At 67.7% G+C, this 16732-nt stretch carries 18 protein-coding genes and 2 other RNA genes; 3 read left to right on the top strand and 17 right to left on the bottom strand.

Annotated elements, in window-relative coordinates:
- Nucleotides 1-53: 53 nt before the first annotated feature.
- The 13 genes from CLG96_RS17705 to CLG96_RS17645 form a co-directional block, all read right to left on the bottom strand.
- On the bottom strand, nucleotides 54-362 hold the full coding sequence (locus CLG96_RS17705; protein WP_107970050.1) for a hypothetical protein: 309 nt from the start codon (nucleotides 360-362) through the stop codon (nucleotides 54-56).
- Nucleotides 359-886, bottom strand: coding sequence for a J domain-containing protein (locus tag CLG96_RS17700; RefSeq protein ID WP_107970048.1), 528 nt, complete (start codon nucleotides 884-886; stop codon nucleotides 359-361). The genes CLG96_RS17705 and CLG96_RS17700 overlap by 4 nt, the downstream gene beginning before the upstream one ends.
- A gap of 51 nt (nucleotides 887-937) precedes the next feature.
- A complete protein-coding gene (locus CLG96_RS17695) occupies nucleotides 938-2923 on the bottom strand; it encodes an energy transducer TonB (protein WP_107970046.1) in 1986 nt (661 codons plus the stop codon).
- Between the two features lie 64 nt (nucleotides 2924-2987).
- Nucleotides 2988-3365: RNase P RNA component class A (rnpB, locus tag CLG96_RS17690), an RNA gene on the bottom strand.
- A 7-nt stretch (nucleotides 3366-3372) separates the two neighbouring features.
- A complete protein-coding gene (locus tag CLG96_RS17685; protein WP_107970044.1) occupies nucleotides 3373-4071 on the bottom strand; it encodes an N-acetylmuramoyl-L-alanine amidase in 699 nt (232 codons plus the stop codon).
- A complete protein-coding gene (locus CLG96_RS17680; protein WP_107970042.1) occupies nucleotides 4068-5000 on the bottom strand; it encodes a DMT family transporter in 933 nt (310 codons plus the stop codon). The genes CLG96_RS17685 and CLG96_RS17680 overlap by 4 nt, the downstream gene beginning before the upstream one ends.
- Nucleotides 5001-5052: 52 nt before the next feature.
- Entirely contained in the window at nucleotides 5053-5904 is an 852-nt protein-coding gene (locus CLG96_RS17675; RefSeq protein WP_107970040.1) for a CheR family methyltransferase, read from the bottom strand.
- The gene (gene cheB / locus CLG96_RS17670) at nucleotides 5895-7004 is read right to left on the bottom strand and encodes a chemotaxis-specific protein-glutamate methyltransferase CheB (protein ID WP_341476962.1); all 1110 of its coding nucleotides are present in this window, start codon (nucleotides 7002-7004) and stop codon (nucleotides 5895-5897) included. The genes CLG96_RS17675 and cheB overlap by 10 nt, the downstream gene beginning before the upstream one ends.
- Before the next feature lie 5 nt (nucleotides 7005-7009).
- Complete coding sequence (locus CLG96_RS17665; protein WP_107970038.1) at nucleotides 7010-7375, bottom strand: response regulator; 366 nt, start codon at nucleotides 7373-7375, stop codon at nucleotides 7010-7012.
- An 86-nt stretch (nucleotides 7376-7461) separates the two neighbouring features.
- A complete protein-coding gene (locus tag CLG96_RS17660; protein WP_107970036.1) occupies nucleotides 7462-7893 on the bottom strand; it encodes a chemotaxis protein CheW in 432 nt (143 codons plus the stop codon).
- Nucleotides 7893-10259 (bottom strand): chemotaxis protein CheA, encoded by a 2367-nt coding sequence (locus CLG96_RS17655; RefSeq protein ID WP_107970034.1) that lies wholly within the window; start codon nucleotides 10257-10259, stop codon nucleotides 7893-7895. Before CLG96_RS17655 ends, CLG96_RS17660 begins: the two co-directional genes overlap by 1 nt.
- Before the next feature lie 77 nt (nucleotides 10260-10336).
- Nucleotides 10337-10969, bottom strand: a complete 633-nt coding sequence (locus CLG96_RS17650; RefSeq protein WP_107970032.1) for a histidine phosphotransferase family protein — start codon at nucleotides 10967-10969, stop codon at nucleotides 10337-10339.
- Nucleotides 10970-11116: 147 nt separating this feature from the next.
- Nucleotides 11117-11518: a M67 family metallopeptidase gene (locus tag CLG96_RS17645; RefSeq protein ID WP_107970030.1), complete on the bottom strand. Its 402-nt coding sequence runs from the start codon at nucleotides 11516-11518 to the stop codon at nucleotides 11117-11119.
- A gap of 17 nt (nucleotides 11519-11535) precedes the next feature.
- On the opposite strand from CLG96_RS17645, the gene CLG96_RS17640 reads away from it, so the two are divergent.
- The 3 genes from CLG96_RS17640 to mtgA all read left to right on the top strand — a co-directional run bounded on the left by CLG96_RS17640 (nucleotide 11536) and on the right by mtgA (nucleotide 14361).
- Complete coding sequence (locus CLG96_RS17640) at nucleotides 11536-12495, top strand: RluA family pseudouridine synthase (RefSeq protein ID WP_107970028.1); 960 nt, start codon at nucleotides 11536-11538, stop codon at nucleotides 12493-12495.
- Nucleotides 12496-12562: 67 nt separating this feature from the next.
- A complete protein-coding gene (rpoH, locus tag CLG96_RS17635; protein ID WP_107970297.1) occupies nucleotides 12563-13471 on the top strand; it encodes an RNA polymerase sigma factor RpoH in 909 nt (302 codons plus the stop codon).
- A gap of 155 nt (nucleotides 13472-13626) precedes the next feature.
- Complete coding sequence (gene mtgA, locus CLG96_RS17630) at nucleotides 13627-14361, top strand: monofunctional biosynthetic peptidoglycan transglycosylase (RefSeq protein WP_107970026.1); 735 nt, start codon at nucleotides 13627-13629, stop codon at nucleotides 14359-14361.
- A gap of 10 nt (nucleotides 14362-14371) precedes the next feature.
- On the opposite strand, the gene CLG96_RS17625 is transcribed toward mtgA, so the two are convergent.
- The 4 genes from CLG96_RS17625 to ffs form a co-directional block, all read right to left on the bottom strand.
- Entirely contained in the window at nucleotides 14372-14551 is a 180-nt protein-coding gene (locus CLG96_RS17625; protein ID WP_107970024.1) for a hypothetical protein, read from the bottom strand.
- A 12-nt stretch (nucleotides 14552-14563) separates the two neighbouring features.
- A complete protein-coding gene (locus tag CLG96_RS17620; protein WP_107970022.1) occupies nucleotides 14564-14899 on the bottom strand; it encodes a YbaB/EbfC family nucleoid-associated protein in 336 nt (111 codons plus the stop codon).
- Complete coding sequence (locus CLG96_RS17615; RefSeq protein ID WP_107970020.1) at nucleotides 14896-16518, bottom strand: DNA polymerase III subunit gamma/tau; 1623 nt, start codon at nucleotides 16516-16518, stop codon at nucleotides 14896-14898. Before CLG96_RS17615 ends, CLG96_RS17620 begins: the two co-directional genes overlap by 4 nt.
- 108 nt (nucleotides 16519-16626) lie before the next feature.
- An RNA gene (ffs, locus tag CLG96_RS17610) (signal recognition particle sRNA small type) lies at nucleotides 16627-16724 on the bottom strand.
- Nucleotides 16725-16732: the final 8 nt, after the last annotated feature.

Here is a 16732-nt window from a genome sequence, read left to right as displayed (position 1 = left end):
GCCAGTCCTGACGTCGGGAGACATAGGCCGCGGCCTTCGCAGGAGCGACAGTCCTAAGAAAGAGGATCGAGACCCAATTCCCCGACCAACTCGTCGATCGATGTGCCGGGCCTGACCACAAGCCATTCGCCGGGCCGCGCGCCGTTCACCACCGTCACCGCGCGTTTGGGACATATTTTGAGGCAGCCGACCTCGATTATGCCGAGCTTCGCCTTGCGGCCCTTGCCGCCGCCCGCATGGCGGCGCAACGCCTTGGCCAACCGCTCGTCGCCGTCCGGCCCGAAGCCGCCGCCGAGCTTCTTCTCGCATTTGCGGCAGACGAGGATCGCCGCCTGCCAATCCGAACGGACCTTCTTCGTCACGCCGCGCGACGTTCCTCGGCGCGGCGCAGTACTTCGAACGCCGCCTGCACCGCCTGGAAACGCTCGGCGGCGGCCGGATCGTCGGGCCTCACATCGGGATGATTGGCCTTGGCAAGCCGGCGCCAGGCAGCCTTGATCTCCTCGAAATCGGCATCCGCCTCCAGATCGAGCACATCGAGCGCGCGCATCTCGTCGCCCGAGCGGCTGCCGTCGCCTGGCCCGCCCCAGCCATAATGGGACGATCCTGCATAGCCCGATGCGGTGCGCCGCTCGCCCGCCTCGCGCGCGGCGGCCTCCTCGGCGGAAAGGCCCTCAAAGTAATTCCAGTTGCGATTATATTCGGCGGCATGCGCCTCGCAGAAATACCAGCGTTCCGGGCTGTTGGGCGATTTGGGCGCAGGCCGGTCCCCCGGCTGATCACAGCCATGCCGGTCGCACATGCGCACCTTCGTGGCACCACGATCGGCGCCATAGCCGCGCCAGCGGGGAAAGCCCCAGTCATTGGATCGGGAAGAACGAGCCATAAGCGGTCATGATAGCGTGCGAAGGACCGGACGGCCACGCCGGAATGATCGCTATCTCATCCAGTCAGGCAGGCTGAAGCGCACCCCTACCTGCTGTCCGCCGCAGCCTAGCGCGCCCTGCGGCCGATAGCTCTGCTCATAGATCGCATTGCCCAACATCTTCTGTGCCGCCGCGCCGAATATGAAGGGTGGATAGGCGATCACCGTGCGCGCGCCGATCGTCCGCCCATTGGCGGCGATGTCGAACTCCGTCTTGGCCCAGCCGGCGAAACCCCAGCGCAACGCCTCGTCTGGAAAGTCAGCGGAGGATGCATTGGTGCGCCGTAAGGACGGCTTGGCATCGACGAGCGCACATTCCTGCGCGCTGAGCCCGGTCCGCTCATAGGCCGAACGAGCGGCAACCATATCCTTCCGGGCCAGCTCGACCGACGCGAGACGCATCAGCGCAGCAACCCGGAACGGATCGCGCGGGCCCAGCCGGCCGTCGCCGATGACCACGCCAAGCCCTTCCTTCGCCGCATCATATTTACGGTCTTCGGCCAGCCTATCGACGATCAGCAGACGGATGGCGGCGGAGCCGGCCGCATCCGAGGCGATCGCCGGGTCCTCCAGAGCGCGCCCGAGCCGCGACAAAAATTCCGCCGTGGTGCGCCCTCGACCATATCGCGACGCACGCCTCGCACTGTTCGCCGCCAGGATCGTTACAGCCGCGCGCGCGCCGCCGGGCGCATTGCCGGTCTCGAGAATGGTACGCATCCGCTCCGCCAGCAACAATCTCTCGTCGAATGGAATGACGGGATTGACTGCCAGCACCCACAAGACAGGCACGAGCGCCGGGGAATTGGGGCCGGAAAGCGCCTCGCGGCTGGCCAGTTCCGACCGGAGGCGCGCCACGTCCCGCGCGGACGAGCCAGCGCCATCCTCGACCGGAGCAACGCCCCTGGCCGCGAGCCAACTCTCCAAGCCATTACCCAGCAGGGCCGCAATGTCCGGCCGCTGGCTCGAGGTGGAGCAACGCAATTCCAGCCGTGTCATCGCGCGGAACAAGGGCGGGATGTCCTTTACCTTGTCCGGCGTCCAGGACCAATCAGCCACGGCACGGGCGAAGGCGAGCGCCACGGGACCGGAACGCGATGCATAGATGGGCGCCACATGGCCGACGCCGCCATCGTCACTGATGCTGAATTCGATCACGGCAACGTCGTCGGGACGCAGCCCGTCGGGACCGCCGCAGGACGGCAGCGCATTGTCCACGGCCGGCATCAGCCCGCCGTCCTTCAACCGCCCAGCGCCGGTATAGGCCAGATAGCGGCGAGCATCGTCCGGATCGCCCGCCAGCATGGCGGCGATGGCGAGATCGGAGCGGGCGGCGATGTCTCCGCTATCGACCTTCAGGGTAAGCCCGCCCAACTCCTGCATCGCGCGCTGTAATTCGGCACGTGCCGCCGGCAATTCGCCCTTCTGGAGCAATGCCCGGCCGCGCAAGGTGCGCAGACGCGCCCGCACATCTTTGGTTTCGCCCTGCAGCGTCGCGACATCGGTTAGTGCGCGATCGGCAAGCGCGACCGCTGCGGCCGGATCGTCGAACATCGTCGTCCGGATCAGCCCGCCATCGGCCCCGAGGCGCAGGGGGATATCGTCGGTCGTGGCCCGTGCTTCCGCATAATCGCGTCGGGCCGCGGCATAATCGAGTGCGCGTTCGGCTATCGCGCCCAGATTGAACAAAGCGAAGAAGCGATCCTCCCTGAGATTGGCATCGCCGGCCGGGAGTCCCTCGACCGCCAAGCGCAGCACTATGGCCGCCTCGGCATCGCGACGCAGGGCCACGAGCACCCTGCCCTTGCGCGCCCGGGCGAGCGCCAGGCTGCGGCGACTGCCGTTCGGGCCGAGCTTCTTCTCGATCGCCTCATAGCCCGCCAGCGCCTCGGGCAGGTCCTGCCGGTCGAAGGCGGCGGTGGCGGTATCGAAAAGCTGCTGCACCGTCGGCCCCGCCGGCGTGCCCGCGGCCAGCATCATGGCCGCCATCAATTCCATCATCCGCTGAATTCCCCTTTGCGGCCATGCCCCGGCCTTGAGAGAAGATCAGCATATCAGGAAGATGAGCGCCAGAGGGTCTGTAAGCCGGGTTCTGTCCACCGGCCCGAAGGCCGGATGGGCGACCATTCCTCTAGGGCCGCAGTCGCCTGCGGCCTCCAGCAACCAACCCGGACGACGGGGCGGAGCAGGCCCATATGCCGTCCCTATTCGGTCTTGCTCCCGGTGGGGTTTGCCATGCCGCCGATGTTGCCATCCGCGCGGTGCGCTCTTGCCGCACCGTTTCGCCCTTACCCGGAGCCGTTGCCGGCCCGCCGGGCGGTTTATTTTCTGTGGCACTTTCCCTGGGGTCACCCCCGCCGGGCGTTACCCGGCACCGCCGCTCCTCGGAGCCCGGACTTTCCTCCCGCACGATAAACGCGCCGGCGGCCGCCCGACCCTCTGGCAGGCGCCTAAGTAGCGATTCCACGCTCGCGATCAAGCAGAAGGGAGAGAAGGATCGCGCGGCATTCGCCATCCGCTATGCCGTCGATCGTCTCCGGCCGGAAACGGCGCTGGAAGGCACGCACCGCCGCCGGCCCGTCCGATACATCATAGCCGAACCGTTCCAGCGCCATCAGGAATCCGCCGGGCGTCCAGTGCGGGTCCTGAAGATTGCGTCGCGGCCGGGCGAGCGCGAGGCGCAGCCTGGCCAGCCTTTCCCATTCGAACAGCTCGCCCGGATCGACCTTGCGCGCCGGCGCCACGTCCGAATGGCCGACCACATTGTCGGGCGCGATGCCGTGCCGCCGCACGATATCCGCCACCAGCGGAATGACCGACGACATCTGCGCTTCCGGGAAGGGCCGATAGCCATGGTCATGGCCGGGATTGACGATCTCGATCCCGATGCTCGCCGAATTGACGTCGCTTATCCCGCGCCAGTGCGAGCGGCCGGCATGCCAGGCACGCTTCTCCTCCCCCACCATGCGCAGCACCTGCCCGTCCTCCGCCACCAGATAATGGCAGGAAACCTTGGCCTCGGCATCGCATAGCCGCGTGATCGCGGAAGGCGCATCCTCCATGCCCGTATAATGGAGAACGAGCATCGAGACGGAGAGCGTCCGCTCGTCGAAATTGGGGGACGGACAATTGATGATGAAGTCCTTCATGCCGGCCTTGTCCTGCCCCCGCCCTTGCGCACCGTTCGGAAGGTTATGATCGCGACGCCCGTCATGGCCATCACTCCGCCCGCGATCATCACCGGCGTCAAGACCGTTCCGAACATCAGCGACGAAGCGATCACCGCGACGATCGGCGAAGCGAGCGTCAACGGCATCACCGTCTCCATCGGATGGCGCTGGAGCAGCCAGGCCATGCCGCCATGGCCGACCAACGTGGAGCCGATCGCCGAGAAGAGAATCCAGGAAAAGTCGCCGAGGCGCAGATCGGGCAGCGCCGCGACCCGCGCCGGCTCGATCCAGATGGTGAGCGGTGCCAGCAGCAGACCGCCGATCAGCCCGATCCAGGCATAGATTGTGAGCACGGGCACGCCCGCCAGCCGGCGCAGCAGCAAGGATCCGATCGCCCAGAAGATGGCCGCGAGCGCGGTGAGCAGCAGGCCCGGAATCTCGCGCGCGACGAGCGGATCGAAGACGAGCAGGGCCACGCCCGCGAAGGTGAAGGCGATGCCCAATGTCCGCGTGAGCGCGATCCGTTCCTTCAGGAACAGCACGGCGAGGATCAACGAGAAGGGCACGCCGAGCTGGCTCGCGATCGCGAGCGCCGAGACGTTGGTGCTGACGAGCAGCGAAAGATTGTTCGCCGCCAGCCATAGCGCGCCGTTGATCAGGCCGACGAGCAGCAGCGTCCCCATCCGGCCGGGCACGAGGCGAAGAAAGGGCAGGCAGATGACAAGCACGACGATCTGCCGCAGCCAGCCTGCGGTGAAGGGCCCGGCCGCGACGACCGCCATCTTCACCGCGACGATGTTAAGCCCCCAGCAGATGTTCATCACGATCGCGACGAACAGGTCGCGCGGGCCGAGGCCGGATGGCCTGACCTGCGGTTTCGGGGCCTGAAGTTCGGTTCGGGGACTCATCGCCCGGGGGCCATAGCCGGGCCATGAACCGGGCCGCCAGCGATTTCGCGGTTCAGGCGACGCGCTTCGTCGCCGCGCCGCCATAGCCCTCGCGCGGACGATAGAGGCCGCGCAGCTCCTCATCCGCCACGAAGGCGTCCGTTTGGCCGAGCAATGTCTCCCCCGCGCCCAGCATCAGCACGCCATCGGGCGCGATCGCGCCGGCGATCCGATCGAGCGCGATGCGCCGCTTCTCCGTGGCGAAATAGAGGAGCACGTTGCGGCACAGCACGACATCCGGCCGCCTGCCCGGCGGCGGCGCATCGAGCAGATTATGGACGGTGAACGCCACGCGTCCGCGCAATGAAGGCTTCACCCGCCAATGATCGCCTTCCTGATCGAAGCAGCGCATCATCTGCATCACGGGCAGGCCGCGCTGTATCTCGAACTGGGAATAGCGCCCGATGCGCGCCTGGGCGATCGCGGCGCGGGACACGTCCGTGCCCAATATCTCGATCCGCCAGCCGGCCCAGCGTTCGGGCTGCGCGGCGAAGCTCATCGCCAGCGAATAGACTTCTTGCCCCGTCGAGCAGGCGGCCGACCAGATGGTGAGGCTGCGTTCGGCCGCCCGCGCCCGTGCCAGCATGTCGAGCGCCTGATCGGTGAGCAGCGAGAAGGCCGCCCGATCGCGGAAGAAGAAGGTCTCGTTGTTGAGCAACGCCTCGACCACCTCGTCCAACAGCCGGGGATCGCCGCGCGAACCGAGTATCGCCACCAGATTGTCCAGCGAGGGGATGTTGCGCCGGCGCAGCAGCGGGCCCAGCGCCGTGCCGATCCGCCAGCGCCGATCGGCTGCGAGCTGCTGCCCACTGCGCTCCTCCAGCAGCGTACCGAGGATCCGCGCCGCGACCGGGCTCATCTCCATGGCATGGTCCCGGCCCGGCCGGCGATGCGGCTGGCCAGATAATGGCCGATGCCCGCGGGGGGCAGCACTTCCGATGCGAGCCCCGCGCCCGCCACCACGCCCGGCATGCCCCAGACGACCGAGCTTGCCGCATCCTGCGCGATCAGCTCGCCGCCCGCCGCGACCAGCGCCTCCGCGCCCAGCGCGCCGTCGCGCCCCATGCCGCTCAGCACCAGGCCGACGCCGCCCGCGCCGAAAATCTCGGCCACCGCCGCGAACATCGGATCGACCGAGGGCAGGCAACCCGAAGCCGCCGGCGTGCGATCGAGCCGGACGCGCACCGTGCCGCCGAGACGGCGCAGCGAGATATGCGCATCGCCCGGCGCGATCAGCAGCTCGTTCGCCACCAGCGGCGCGCCATCGGTCGCGACGCGCGCGGGCCGCCGGGCGATCTCCTGCATCTGGGCTGCGAAATAGGGCATGAACACCGCCGGCAGATGCTGCGTCACCAGGATCGGCACGTCGCAACTGGCGGGAAAGGCGGCGAAGAAGGCGGAAAGTGCGTGGATCCCGCCGGTGGAGGCGCCGATCGCGATGCAATCCATCCGCGCCGTGCCGATCCGGGAGCGCTGATGCGACATGGCAGGCGCCGCCGGCGCGTGGGGCTGCGGCGCATGGCCGATGCGCAGGAGGCGATCGGCCAATATTTCCGCGAAACGGCCGGCAAAATGGCCCGCGCCGGGCTTGGGCAGCGTATCCGCGGCGCCCAGCGCCAGCGCGCGCAGCGTCGCGGCCGCGCCATCCTCGCAGGCGGAGGAGACGATCAGCACGCGCGCGCCATGGCTCCGTTCGATCAGCAGCGGCAGCGCGGTCAGCCCGTCCGTGCCCGGCATCTCGACATCGAGCAGGATGATGTCGACGCGATGGCGGCCGAGCTCGGCCAGCGCCTGATCCGCCGTGGCGGCCTGGGCGACGACCTCGAAGGCTGCACGTTCGGACAGCATCCGGCCGAGCACGGTGCGCGCGACGAGCGAATCGTCGACGATCATCACGCGGATCGGCCGCCCGCCCATCCGATCGCCGCCGAAGCGAAGCGAAGGCTGGAGGAGCAGCCCGTTCATGGGGCTCAGGCGAGGCCCATAATCTGCATCTTGCTTTCCAGCGTCTCGCGATCGAAGGGCTTCATCACATATTCGTCCGCGCCGGCATCGATCGCCGCGCGGATATGGCCCGCGCTGTTTTCCGTGGTGCAGAACACCACTTTGGGCCGGCGCGGCAGCGGCGTCGTGCCGAGCGCGCGGAGAAATTCGATCCCGCTCATCACCGGCATGTTCCAGTCGAGCAGCACCACGTCGGGCGTCGAGACGGTGCAATGTTCCAAGGCCTCGCGGCCATCGCCCGCCTCCGCCACGGTGAAGTCGAGCGTTTCGAGAATGTGCCGCGCGACCCTGCGGATCACCTTGGAATCGTCGACCACCAGACAGCTTTTCATCACACGCCCCATAATAGGCTACGCCGGAGACGATCAGCATAGGGACGGCGGGTAATCAGCACGTTAACGAGCGGGATTTTCTGCGCTCAGGCGGCGATCGCCGGCGGCCCCGCGACCAGCGCCGCCGGATCGATCAGCAGCAGCGGTTCGCCCTCATGCTCGATCATGCCGCGCGCGGCGCGCGCCCATTCGGGCGACAGCACCGCACAGGGCGGCTGCGGCCGCGGCGCCCTCACCACATCCTCCACGCTTTCCACCAGCAGCGCATAGGGATGGCCGTCGCAGCCGACGATCACCGCCTGCATCAACCCGCCGATCGGCGTGCGGCCGAGCCCCAGCGCGGCAAGGCTGTCGATCACGGTCAGCACCCGGCTGCGCAGCGCGAACAGGCCGGCAATATGCGGCACGACCAGCGGCACGGGCGTGACCGATTCCATCTCCACGACCGATTCGACATGATAGGCAGGCAAGGCGACCCGCTGGCCGGCGATGCTGGCGATCAGGAACAGCGTTTCCATCAATATCTCCTGCCCGATGCGCGGCGCGCCTCGATCCGGTAGCGGAGCGCATCGAGCAGGCCGGTGCGGTCGTAGCGATAGATGCTGTCATCATCCTCGCCGCGTCCCTGCACCTCGGAACGGATGCGCACGACGGGCACGGCCAGCCCGAGCGGCGGAGGCGCGCTGCCCGTCGCGATCACGACATCGGCCTCGGCGCCGCCCTCATCACCCTGGAACGCCACGCGATAGCCGGCGGCGGAGACGAGCGGCCCCAGCACCTGCCGCGTCCAGGGGTCGGAGGCATCGACGATCAGGCAGAGCGGCCCCGTCTCGCGCGATACCGCCTGCGCCACGCCTTCCGCGAACAGCCAATAAGGGTCGAGCAGCTCCACCGGCCGTCCTTCGACCAGCGCCACGCCCGCGATCGGACCGGGCTCGGCTGCCATCCCCTGTGCGCTGCCGATCGAGACGATGTCGATCACGCTGTCGATCGCATAAGCGAGCTGGGTGGTGCCGTCATTCATGCGCAGGATGCGGATGCAGTCCGGCGGTAGCGGCGCGCCGCAGCCGAACAGCGGCAGGATGCGCCCGTCATGCGCCAGCCGCATCCGACCGGCGGATCGGCTCGCGGCGGCGGCGGGCACATCCTCGATCCGCTCGACCAGCGCGAGGCCGATCGCCCGCTCGACGCAGTCCAGATCGCGGAACAGCAGCGCGGGCAGCAGCTCCTCCTCGGCAGCGTCCACCTCCGCCGGCGCATCGGCCGCCTCCTCGCCCGCCGCGACGCCCGCCGCGTCGGCAATGCCGGACACGTCGAGCAACAGCATCGGCCGACTGTTGTCGGGCAGGGTCGCGCCGGCATAGATGCCCGCCGCCATCACGCCCGGCGCGGCCGGCTTGACCACCAGTTCCTCATGATCATGGACGGCGTCGACGCCGAGCACATAGCGCTCGCCCCCGCCCGCCTTCAGCACCACCAATATCGCCCGTTCGTCCGCCCGGCCGGGCTCGCCCGCCAGCACCGCGCCGAGATCGACCAGCGGCAGCCGCTCGCCCCGGATGCTGGCGACCAGCCCGCCGCCCATCCGGTCGATCCGCACCGCGCGCCCGCCGCGCCGGACAATCTCCTCGATCGCGGAGCGGGGAATGGCGAAATATGTCTCAGCCAGGCTGATGGTGAGCGCGGGGATGATGGTGAGCGTGAGCGGCACGCGCAGCGTGAGGCGCAGGCCGGCGCCCGGGCGGCTGTCCACATCCACCAGTCCGCCGATCCGCTCGACATTGGCGCGCACCACGTCCATGCCCACGCCGCGCCCGGAAATGGCGCTCACCTCGCGCGCGGTGGAAAGGCCGGCGGTGAAGATCAGGTCCAGCTTGCGCGACCAGCTCATCGAAGCGGCCTGATCGGCGCCGACAAGCCCCGCGTCGATCGCCTTCTGCACCAGCCGGTCGCCATCGATACCGCGCCCGTCGTCGATCGCGTCGATCAATATCTGGTTGCCCGCCTGGCGCGCGGAGATGCGCAGCCGGCCAACAGGCGGTTTTCCGGCGCGCTTGCGCTCCTCCGGGCTTTCTATGCCATGGTCGATCGCGTTGCGGACGATATGGGTCAAGGGATCGCGGATCATCTCGATCATCTCGCGATCGAGCTCCACATCGCCGCCCTCCACCTCCAGGCAGACGAGCTTGCCCAGATCGGCGGAAAGATCGCGCACCAGACGCGGCAGGGCGGAAAAGAGCGTGTCGATCCGCGCCATGCGCGTGCGGCTGATCGCGTCGCGCATCTCGCCGATGCACTGGGACAGCCGCTCGAACGCCGCCTCTATGCCCAGCCCGCCATCTCCGCCCTCTCCGTCGCGCAGGCTGCGGGCCAGTTCGTTGCGCGCGAGCACCATGTCCGAAACGCCGGCCATCATCCGATCGAGCAGTTCCACGGGCAGGCGGATGCTGCGCGAAACGGCGCGCGGCCCGGCGCTGGGCGAGGAGGCCGCGAGCGTTACGGCGCGCGCATCGCCAGCCCCCGGGGCGAGCGCCGCGATCAGCATCGCATCCTCGCCGTCGGACAGCGATTCGCCGGTTTCGATCGCGTCGGTCAGCTCGCCGATCCGATCGATCACCGCGAGCACCGCGCTCACCAGCGCGGCATCGGGCTTGCGGCGATCCGCGCGCACATCGGCGAGCGCATCTTCCGCGGCATGGCTCAGCCGTTCGAGCCGGGGGAGATCGAGGAAGCCGCAACTTCCCTTCACCGTATGGACGAACCGGAAAATGGCATCGAGCCGGGCACGGTCTTCGGGTGCGGCTTCCCAGGCGACGACCTCGCCCGCCAGCGCATCGAGCGTCTCGCGCGTCTCGGCAATGAATTCACCCAGCAGGTCGTCCATCGGGCCCCATTCCGCTTCCGGTACGGAGCCGCGATCGCACGCCAAGGGTAAAGGCTTGGTTTACCTCGCCCCGCAACTCAGGATCGGGGAAGCGCGGCGCCCAGCAACAGCACGCCCGGTTCGCCGTCCGAGACAATGACGCTGCCTCCCTGCCCGGCGGCCAGATTATGGACCAGCCATGCCGCCGCCGTGCGCGGGGAGAGTTCCGCCTCCCCCATCTCGCCCAGCAGCGCCTGGCGCAGCTCGGGCGCGAAGGCCAGGCGCGGCCCTTCCGCGCGGACGACGACCTCGCCGCCTTCCGCGCCGATATCGAGCCGCCCGCCGCGCACCAGCGCGTCGCCGGCGATCAGCGCAAGGTTGAGCAATATCTTGAGCTGGCCCTTGGGGAGCGTCGGTTCGGCCACCATCCAGCCGAGCTGGATACGGTCATCTCCGCCGAACAGCCCCTGAATCGCCTCCTCGGCATCGCGCGCGGGCACCGCCTCGTCGAAGCCGCTCGCCGCGCCGAATGCGAGCCGGAAGAATTTGAGCTTGGCGGTCGAGACGCGCACGCTTTCCGCCAGCAGCTCCAGCACGCGCTCGCGCATGGCGGGATCGTCCTCATCGGTCAGAAGCTCGATCCCGTTGCTGATCGCGCCGACCGGGCTCAGCAGGTCATGACACAGGCGCGAACAGAGCAGGCTGGCGAACTCCACCGACATGTCGGTCATATTGGGCGATCCTCGGAAGGCATATAGGGTCGGAAAGGGCGGCCCTTCTGACGATCCGCGAAGCCGAGCGCAACCGCCCTTATCCCCTTCGACGCACATCCGGGCCGACCTGTCCCATCGACCCTCTCTCGCCCCGCGACGAAAACCCTATTCCGGCCGCAGCGCCATCGGCCGGAAGCTTATGCCGCCTGCCCCGTCCGCCTCCGCCCGCCATAGCAGCGCCTCCTCCCCGCCGACGATCAGCCAGTAGCGGCCGGGCTCCGCTGCCGCTGCGTCGCGCGCGGACGGGCGGGCGCTGCCATTCGGATGGGAATGGTAATGGCCGATCAGGCGCGGCCCCCCGCCCCGCTCCGCGCGGATCGCCGCGAACAGCGCCTGCGGATCGATCTCGAAACTGTCGGCGGGATGGGCGGCGACATTGGCGGCGGACGCCGCCGCCTCGATCCGGTCGCATCGGCCGAACAACAGGCCGCATACCTCGCGCGCCGGATTTTCCCGTGCCTCGTCCACTATTTGCCCGAGCAGGCTGCTTGATATCCGGACGGCCATTCCCATATCGCTAGGACATGGACGTGGGGGTGTCGATACAAAGAGCGGTAGTACCGCAGGAAGCGGCCGGCTGGCGCCTGGACCGCGCGCTGGCCTGCGCGCTTCCCACGCTTTCGCGCGAACGGCTGAAGGCGCTCATCTCCTCCGGCAATGTCATCACCGATACGGGCGGCGTGGTGCGCGATCCGGCGGTGAAGGTGGCGCCCGGCAGCGCCTTCGACGTTACGATCCCGAACCCGGCGCCGGCGCATAATGTGGCGCAGGAAATCCCGCTCACCGTCGTTTATGAGGATGAGCATCTGATCGTGGTCGACAAGCCCGCCGGGCTGGTCGTCCATCCCGCCGCGGGCAATGCGGACGGAACGCTGGTCAATGCGCTGCTGCACCATTGCGCGGGCTCGCTCTCGGGCATTGGCGGGGTCGAGCGGCCGGGCATCGTCCATCGCATCGACAAGGACACGTCGGGGCTGATGGTCGCAGCCAAGACCGATCCCGCGCATGTCGGCCTCGCCGCGCAATTCGCCCGGCACAGCATCGAGCGCCGCTATCTGGCGATCGTCTCCGGCCGGCCGCGCCCGGCCTCGGGCACGGTCGATGCGCCGCTTGGCCGATCGAGCACGAACCGGCAGAAGATGGCGATCGTCGAGGAAGGCCGCGGCAAGCGCGCCGTCACCCATTATCGCACGCTGGAGCCTCTCGATCATGCGGCGCTGATCGAATGCCGCCTGGAAACGGGGCGGACGCATCAGGTGCGCGTGCACATGGCCTCGCTCGGCCATCCGCTGCTCGGCGATCCGGTCTATTCGCGCCCGTCCAAGGAACATCGCGAGCGGCTGGGCCGTTTGGATTTCCGCCGGCAGGCCCTTCATGCGGCGCATCTCGGCTTTGTCCATCCGGTGACAAGCCACGCTTTAGCGTTCGATAGCAAGATTCCGGCAGATATGCAGCAACTGTTAACCGAAATTACGATAGTATGAATGACGACTGGACTACGGAAAGATTCGGGTCCGTATCAAAGGTCTTCTGACCAGGGAGTATATGATCATGGCAAGCGGCAAGAACGTCCCGGCGACGGTTCCCGCACTCGGCGGCGAGCAGGGTCTCAACCGCTATCTCGCCGAGATCCGGAAGTTCCCCCTCCTGACACCGGAGGAGGAATATATGCTGGCGAAGCGCTTTCAGGAACATCAGGATCCTGATGCGGCGGCGCGCCTGGTCACCTCGCATCTGCGCCTCGTGGCGAAGATCGCGATGGGCTATCGCGGCTATGGCCTGCCCACGTCGGAGCTCATCTCCGAAGGCAATATCGGCCTGATGCAGGGCGTGAAGAAATTCGAGCCCGATCGCGGCTTCCGCCTCGCCACCTATGCGATGTGGTGGATCCGCGCCTCGATCCAGGAATATATTCTGCGTTCGTGGAGCCTGGTGAAGATGGGCACCACCGCCGCGCAGAAGAAGCTGTTCTTCAACCTGCGGCGGATGAAATCCAAGCTCGACGCGTTCGAGGATGGCGACCTGCGTCCCGAGGACCTCAAGAAGATCGCGACCGACCTCGGCGTGAGCGAGGAGGAAGTGACCACCATGAACCGCCGCATGGCGATGGGGGGCGATACCTCGCTCAACGTCGCGGTGCGCGAGGATGGCGAGGGCCAGTGGCAGGACTGGCTGGTCGATACCGATCCGCTGCAGGACGAGCGCCTCGCCGAATCGGAGGAGCGCGACGTGCGCCACGGCATGCTGCTGGAGGCGATGAACGCGCTCAACGATCGCGAGAAGCATATCCTCGCCGAGCGCCGCCTGGCGGAGGATCCCAAGACGCTCGAGGAGTTGAGCCAGGTCTATGGCGTGTCGCGCGAGCGCGTCCGCCAGATCGAGGTCCGCGCCTTCGACAAGCTGCAAAAGGCGATGATGCGCATCGCGGGCGAGAAGCGGCTGCTCCCCTCGCTGACCTGAGCCGAACGGAACGATCCGTCATCCCCTCGTCATTTCCGCCCACGCGGGAATGACGAGCTTGTTCGGCGCGAATGGAAGCCGCCCCAACGGCCGGAAGCAAAGATCATTCCGCCGAGGGATGACGGCGCGAAAAAGCCCGGCTATCCAAGCCGATCATGGCGACCACCCTCAACAAACCCCTCCGCAAGAAAAAAGGCACCCGCCGCTCACCCGCCTATCGCATCGGCTGGTTCTTCGGCCGCGCGATCATCTTCTTCGTCGCGGGCTCGGCACTATGGGTTCTGCTCTACCGCTTCGTCCCGCCGCCCATCACCTTCACCATGATCGGCGATCTCGCCGGCGGGCGGGAGATATCGAAGGACTGGATGAGCCTGTCGGAAATGGATCCCGACATGGCGCGCGCCGCGATCGGCGCGGAGGACTGGAATTTCTGCACGCATAACGGCTTCGAATTCGGCGCGATCCGCGATGCCTATCTGAGCAACGCCAAGGGCAACAAGCGCATCCGCGGCGGATCGACGATCAGCCAGCAGACCGCCAAGAACGCCTTTCTCTGGCAGGGCGGCGGCTATTTCCGCAAGGGGCTGGAAGCCTGGTTCACCGTGCTGATCGAGGCGATCTGGCCCAAGCAGCGGATCATGGAAGTCTATCTCAACATCGCCGAGACGGGCATCGCCACCTATGGCGCCAATGCCGGCGCGATGCGCTATTTCCACCATGATGCCTCGCGGCTTTCGACCACCGAGGCCGCCCGCATCGCCGCCGTCCTGCCGCTTCCGAAAAAACGCGGCGCAGTCGCGCCCAGGGGCTTCACCCGCCGCTATGGCAACAGCATCGCCAGCCGCATCGGCGTCGTCCGCCGGGGCGCGATGGACGCCTGCCTGCGATAAGCCAGGACGATCAGCGCAGCTTGGCGATATTGATCCGGTCGATCTTCGCCCGATCCTTCACCGATTCCTCGCTGCGCGTCAGCGCCTTGGCTATGGCCTTCAGCGCCATGCCTTTTTCGGCGAGGCGGCGCAGCTTGGCCACCTCATCCGATTTCCATGGCTGGCGATGCCTGACAAATTCTTCGGCCATCGACGATAGGCCTCAGAAGGGCAACTTGAAGCCCGGCGGCAGCGGCAGCCCCGCCGTCATCTTGCTCATTTCCGCATTGCCCGCCGCATCCGCCTTGGTACGCGCATCGTTGAGGGCGGCGGCGATCAGATCCTCCAGCATCTGCTTTTCGGAGACGTTGAGCAGCGAATCGTCGATATCGACGCCCAGGATGCGGCCCTTGGCGGTGGCGCGGATCTTCACCAGACCGCCGCCGGCAGCCCCCTCGACCTCGATCTTGTCGAGCCCGGCCTGCGCGTCGGCCATCTGCGCCTGGATATTCTGCGCGGCTTCCTGCGCCGCCTTCAGCATGTCCTCGATACTGTTCATGACGTGGCACTCCTTGCTTCTGGCCGGCTGTAGTCGATCAGCTCGGCCTCCGGAAAGGCCTCGAACGCCGCCTTCACGACGGGCGATGCCAATATAGCGTCGCGCGCCGCGATTTCCGCAGCCTTCTGCTGATCGAGCAGGCTGGGCTCGGCCGGCCCGTCGCCGATCGAGACCTCCCATTGCGCCCCCGTGATCATCTTGAGCGCGACGGCGAGATCGCGCGTGAAATCCCCCGACATCGGCTTTTGCGGGCGGATCACCAGCTCGGGCGGGGCATAGCGCACCAGCCCGACATAGTCGTGAAGCTGCTGCGACAATAGCTTCTTCCCGTTCGTATCGAGCAGATCGATCATCGCCGGAAAATCGGTAGGCAGAGCGAGGAGCGGCGCCTGTTCCTCCGCCGGCGCGACCGGAGATGGAGGCGGCGATGCGGGCGCGGCGGGCATCGGCTCGCCGCTCTGGAGCCGGCGGATCAGCTCGCCCGGATCGGGCATCTGGCTGGCATGGACGATACGCAGCAGCGCCATCTCCGCCGCCTCGCGCGGCAGCGCCGCCGTCTGCACCTCGCCATGTCCCTTGAGCAGCAGCTGCCACAGGCGATGGAGCGTCGCATAGCCGAGCCGACCCGCCCATTCGGCATAGGCCTCGCGCTCCTCGGTGGACAGCGCCGGATCTTCCGCCCCGCCCGCCTTGGCGCGCGTGACGCCATGTGCCGTTTCGAGCAGCCCGCGGAACAGAGCGGAGGGGTCCACGCCCAGATCATGCTGCTGCTGCACCGCCGCCAGCACGGCGGGCGCATCGCCTTCCAGCAGATGGCCGAACAGCCGCCGGATCGCGCCGCGATCGGAAAGGCCCAGCATGTCGCGCACCTGCGCCGCGGTCACGCCCTCGCCATCCGCCAATCCGGCATGGGCGATCGCCTGATCGAGGATCGAAAGGCCGTCGCGCGCGGAGCCTTCCGCTGCGCGCGCGATCAGCGCCAGCGCCTCGGGCTCGGCCGCCACGCCCTCCGCCTCGACCACGCCCGCGAAATGCGCCTGGAGCGTCTCGGCCGGGATACGGCGGAGGTCGAAGCGCTGACAGCGCGACAGGACGGTGACGGGCACCTTGTTCACCTCGGTCGTGGCGAACAGGAATTTCACATGCGCCGGCGGCTCCTCCAGCGTCTTCAGGAGCGCGTTGAAGGCATTCTTGGAGAGCATATGGACTTCGTCGATGATATAGACCTTGTAGCGCGCCGAGACGGCGGCATAGCGCACCGCCTCGATAATCTCGCGAATATCGTCGACGCCGGTATGGCTGGCGGCGTCCATCTCCACCACGTCGATATGGCGGCCCTCGGCGATGGCGAGGCAGGGTTCGCACTGGCCGCAGGGCGCGATGGTCGGCCCGCCCTGCCCGTCCGGCCCGACGCAATTCAGCGCCTTGGCGATCAGCCGCGCGGTCGAGGTCTTGCCCACGCCGCGCACGCCGGTCAGCAGGAAGGCATGGGCCAGCCGGTCGCGCCTGATCGCATTGCCGAGCGTCGTGACCATCGCATCCTGGCCGATCAGCTCGGAAAATTTCTGCGGCCGATATTTGCGCGCGAGCACGCGATAGGGGGTCGAAGATTCGGACATGGGACCGTTATCTAGACCAACGCCGCCGCCGCGTCATGCCGCTGAACGGGGCCCTGGCCCCGCAGGGCCGAATGGCCTGCCACCGCAGCGTGCGAACGGATTGTGGCAAGGGGTGGGAGCCGGAACGACCCGATACGAAATCGTTGCGGCTGCTTCCTTCCGGACCTGACCGGGTTGGCGACGGCACCGTCCGCCCGACTCCCGTGGCGCATAT

This window comes from Sphingomonas oleivorans (assembly GCF_003050615.1).
GTDB classification, from domain to species: Bacteria; Pseudomonadota; Alphaproteobacteria; order Sphingomonadales; family Sphingomonadaceae; genus Sphingomonas_H; species Sphingomonas_H oleivorans.
This window is presented reverse-complemented; position numbering and strand designations above follow the sequence as displayed.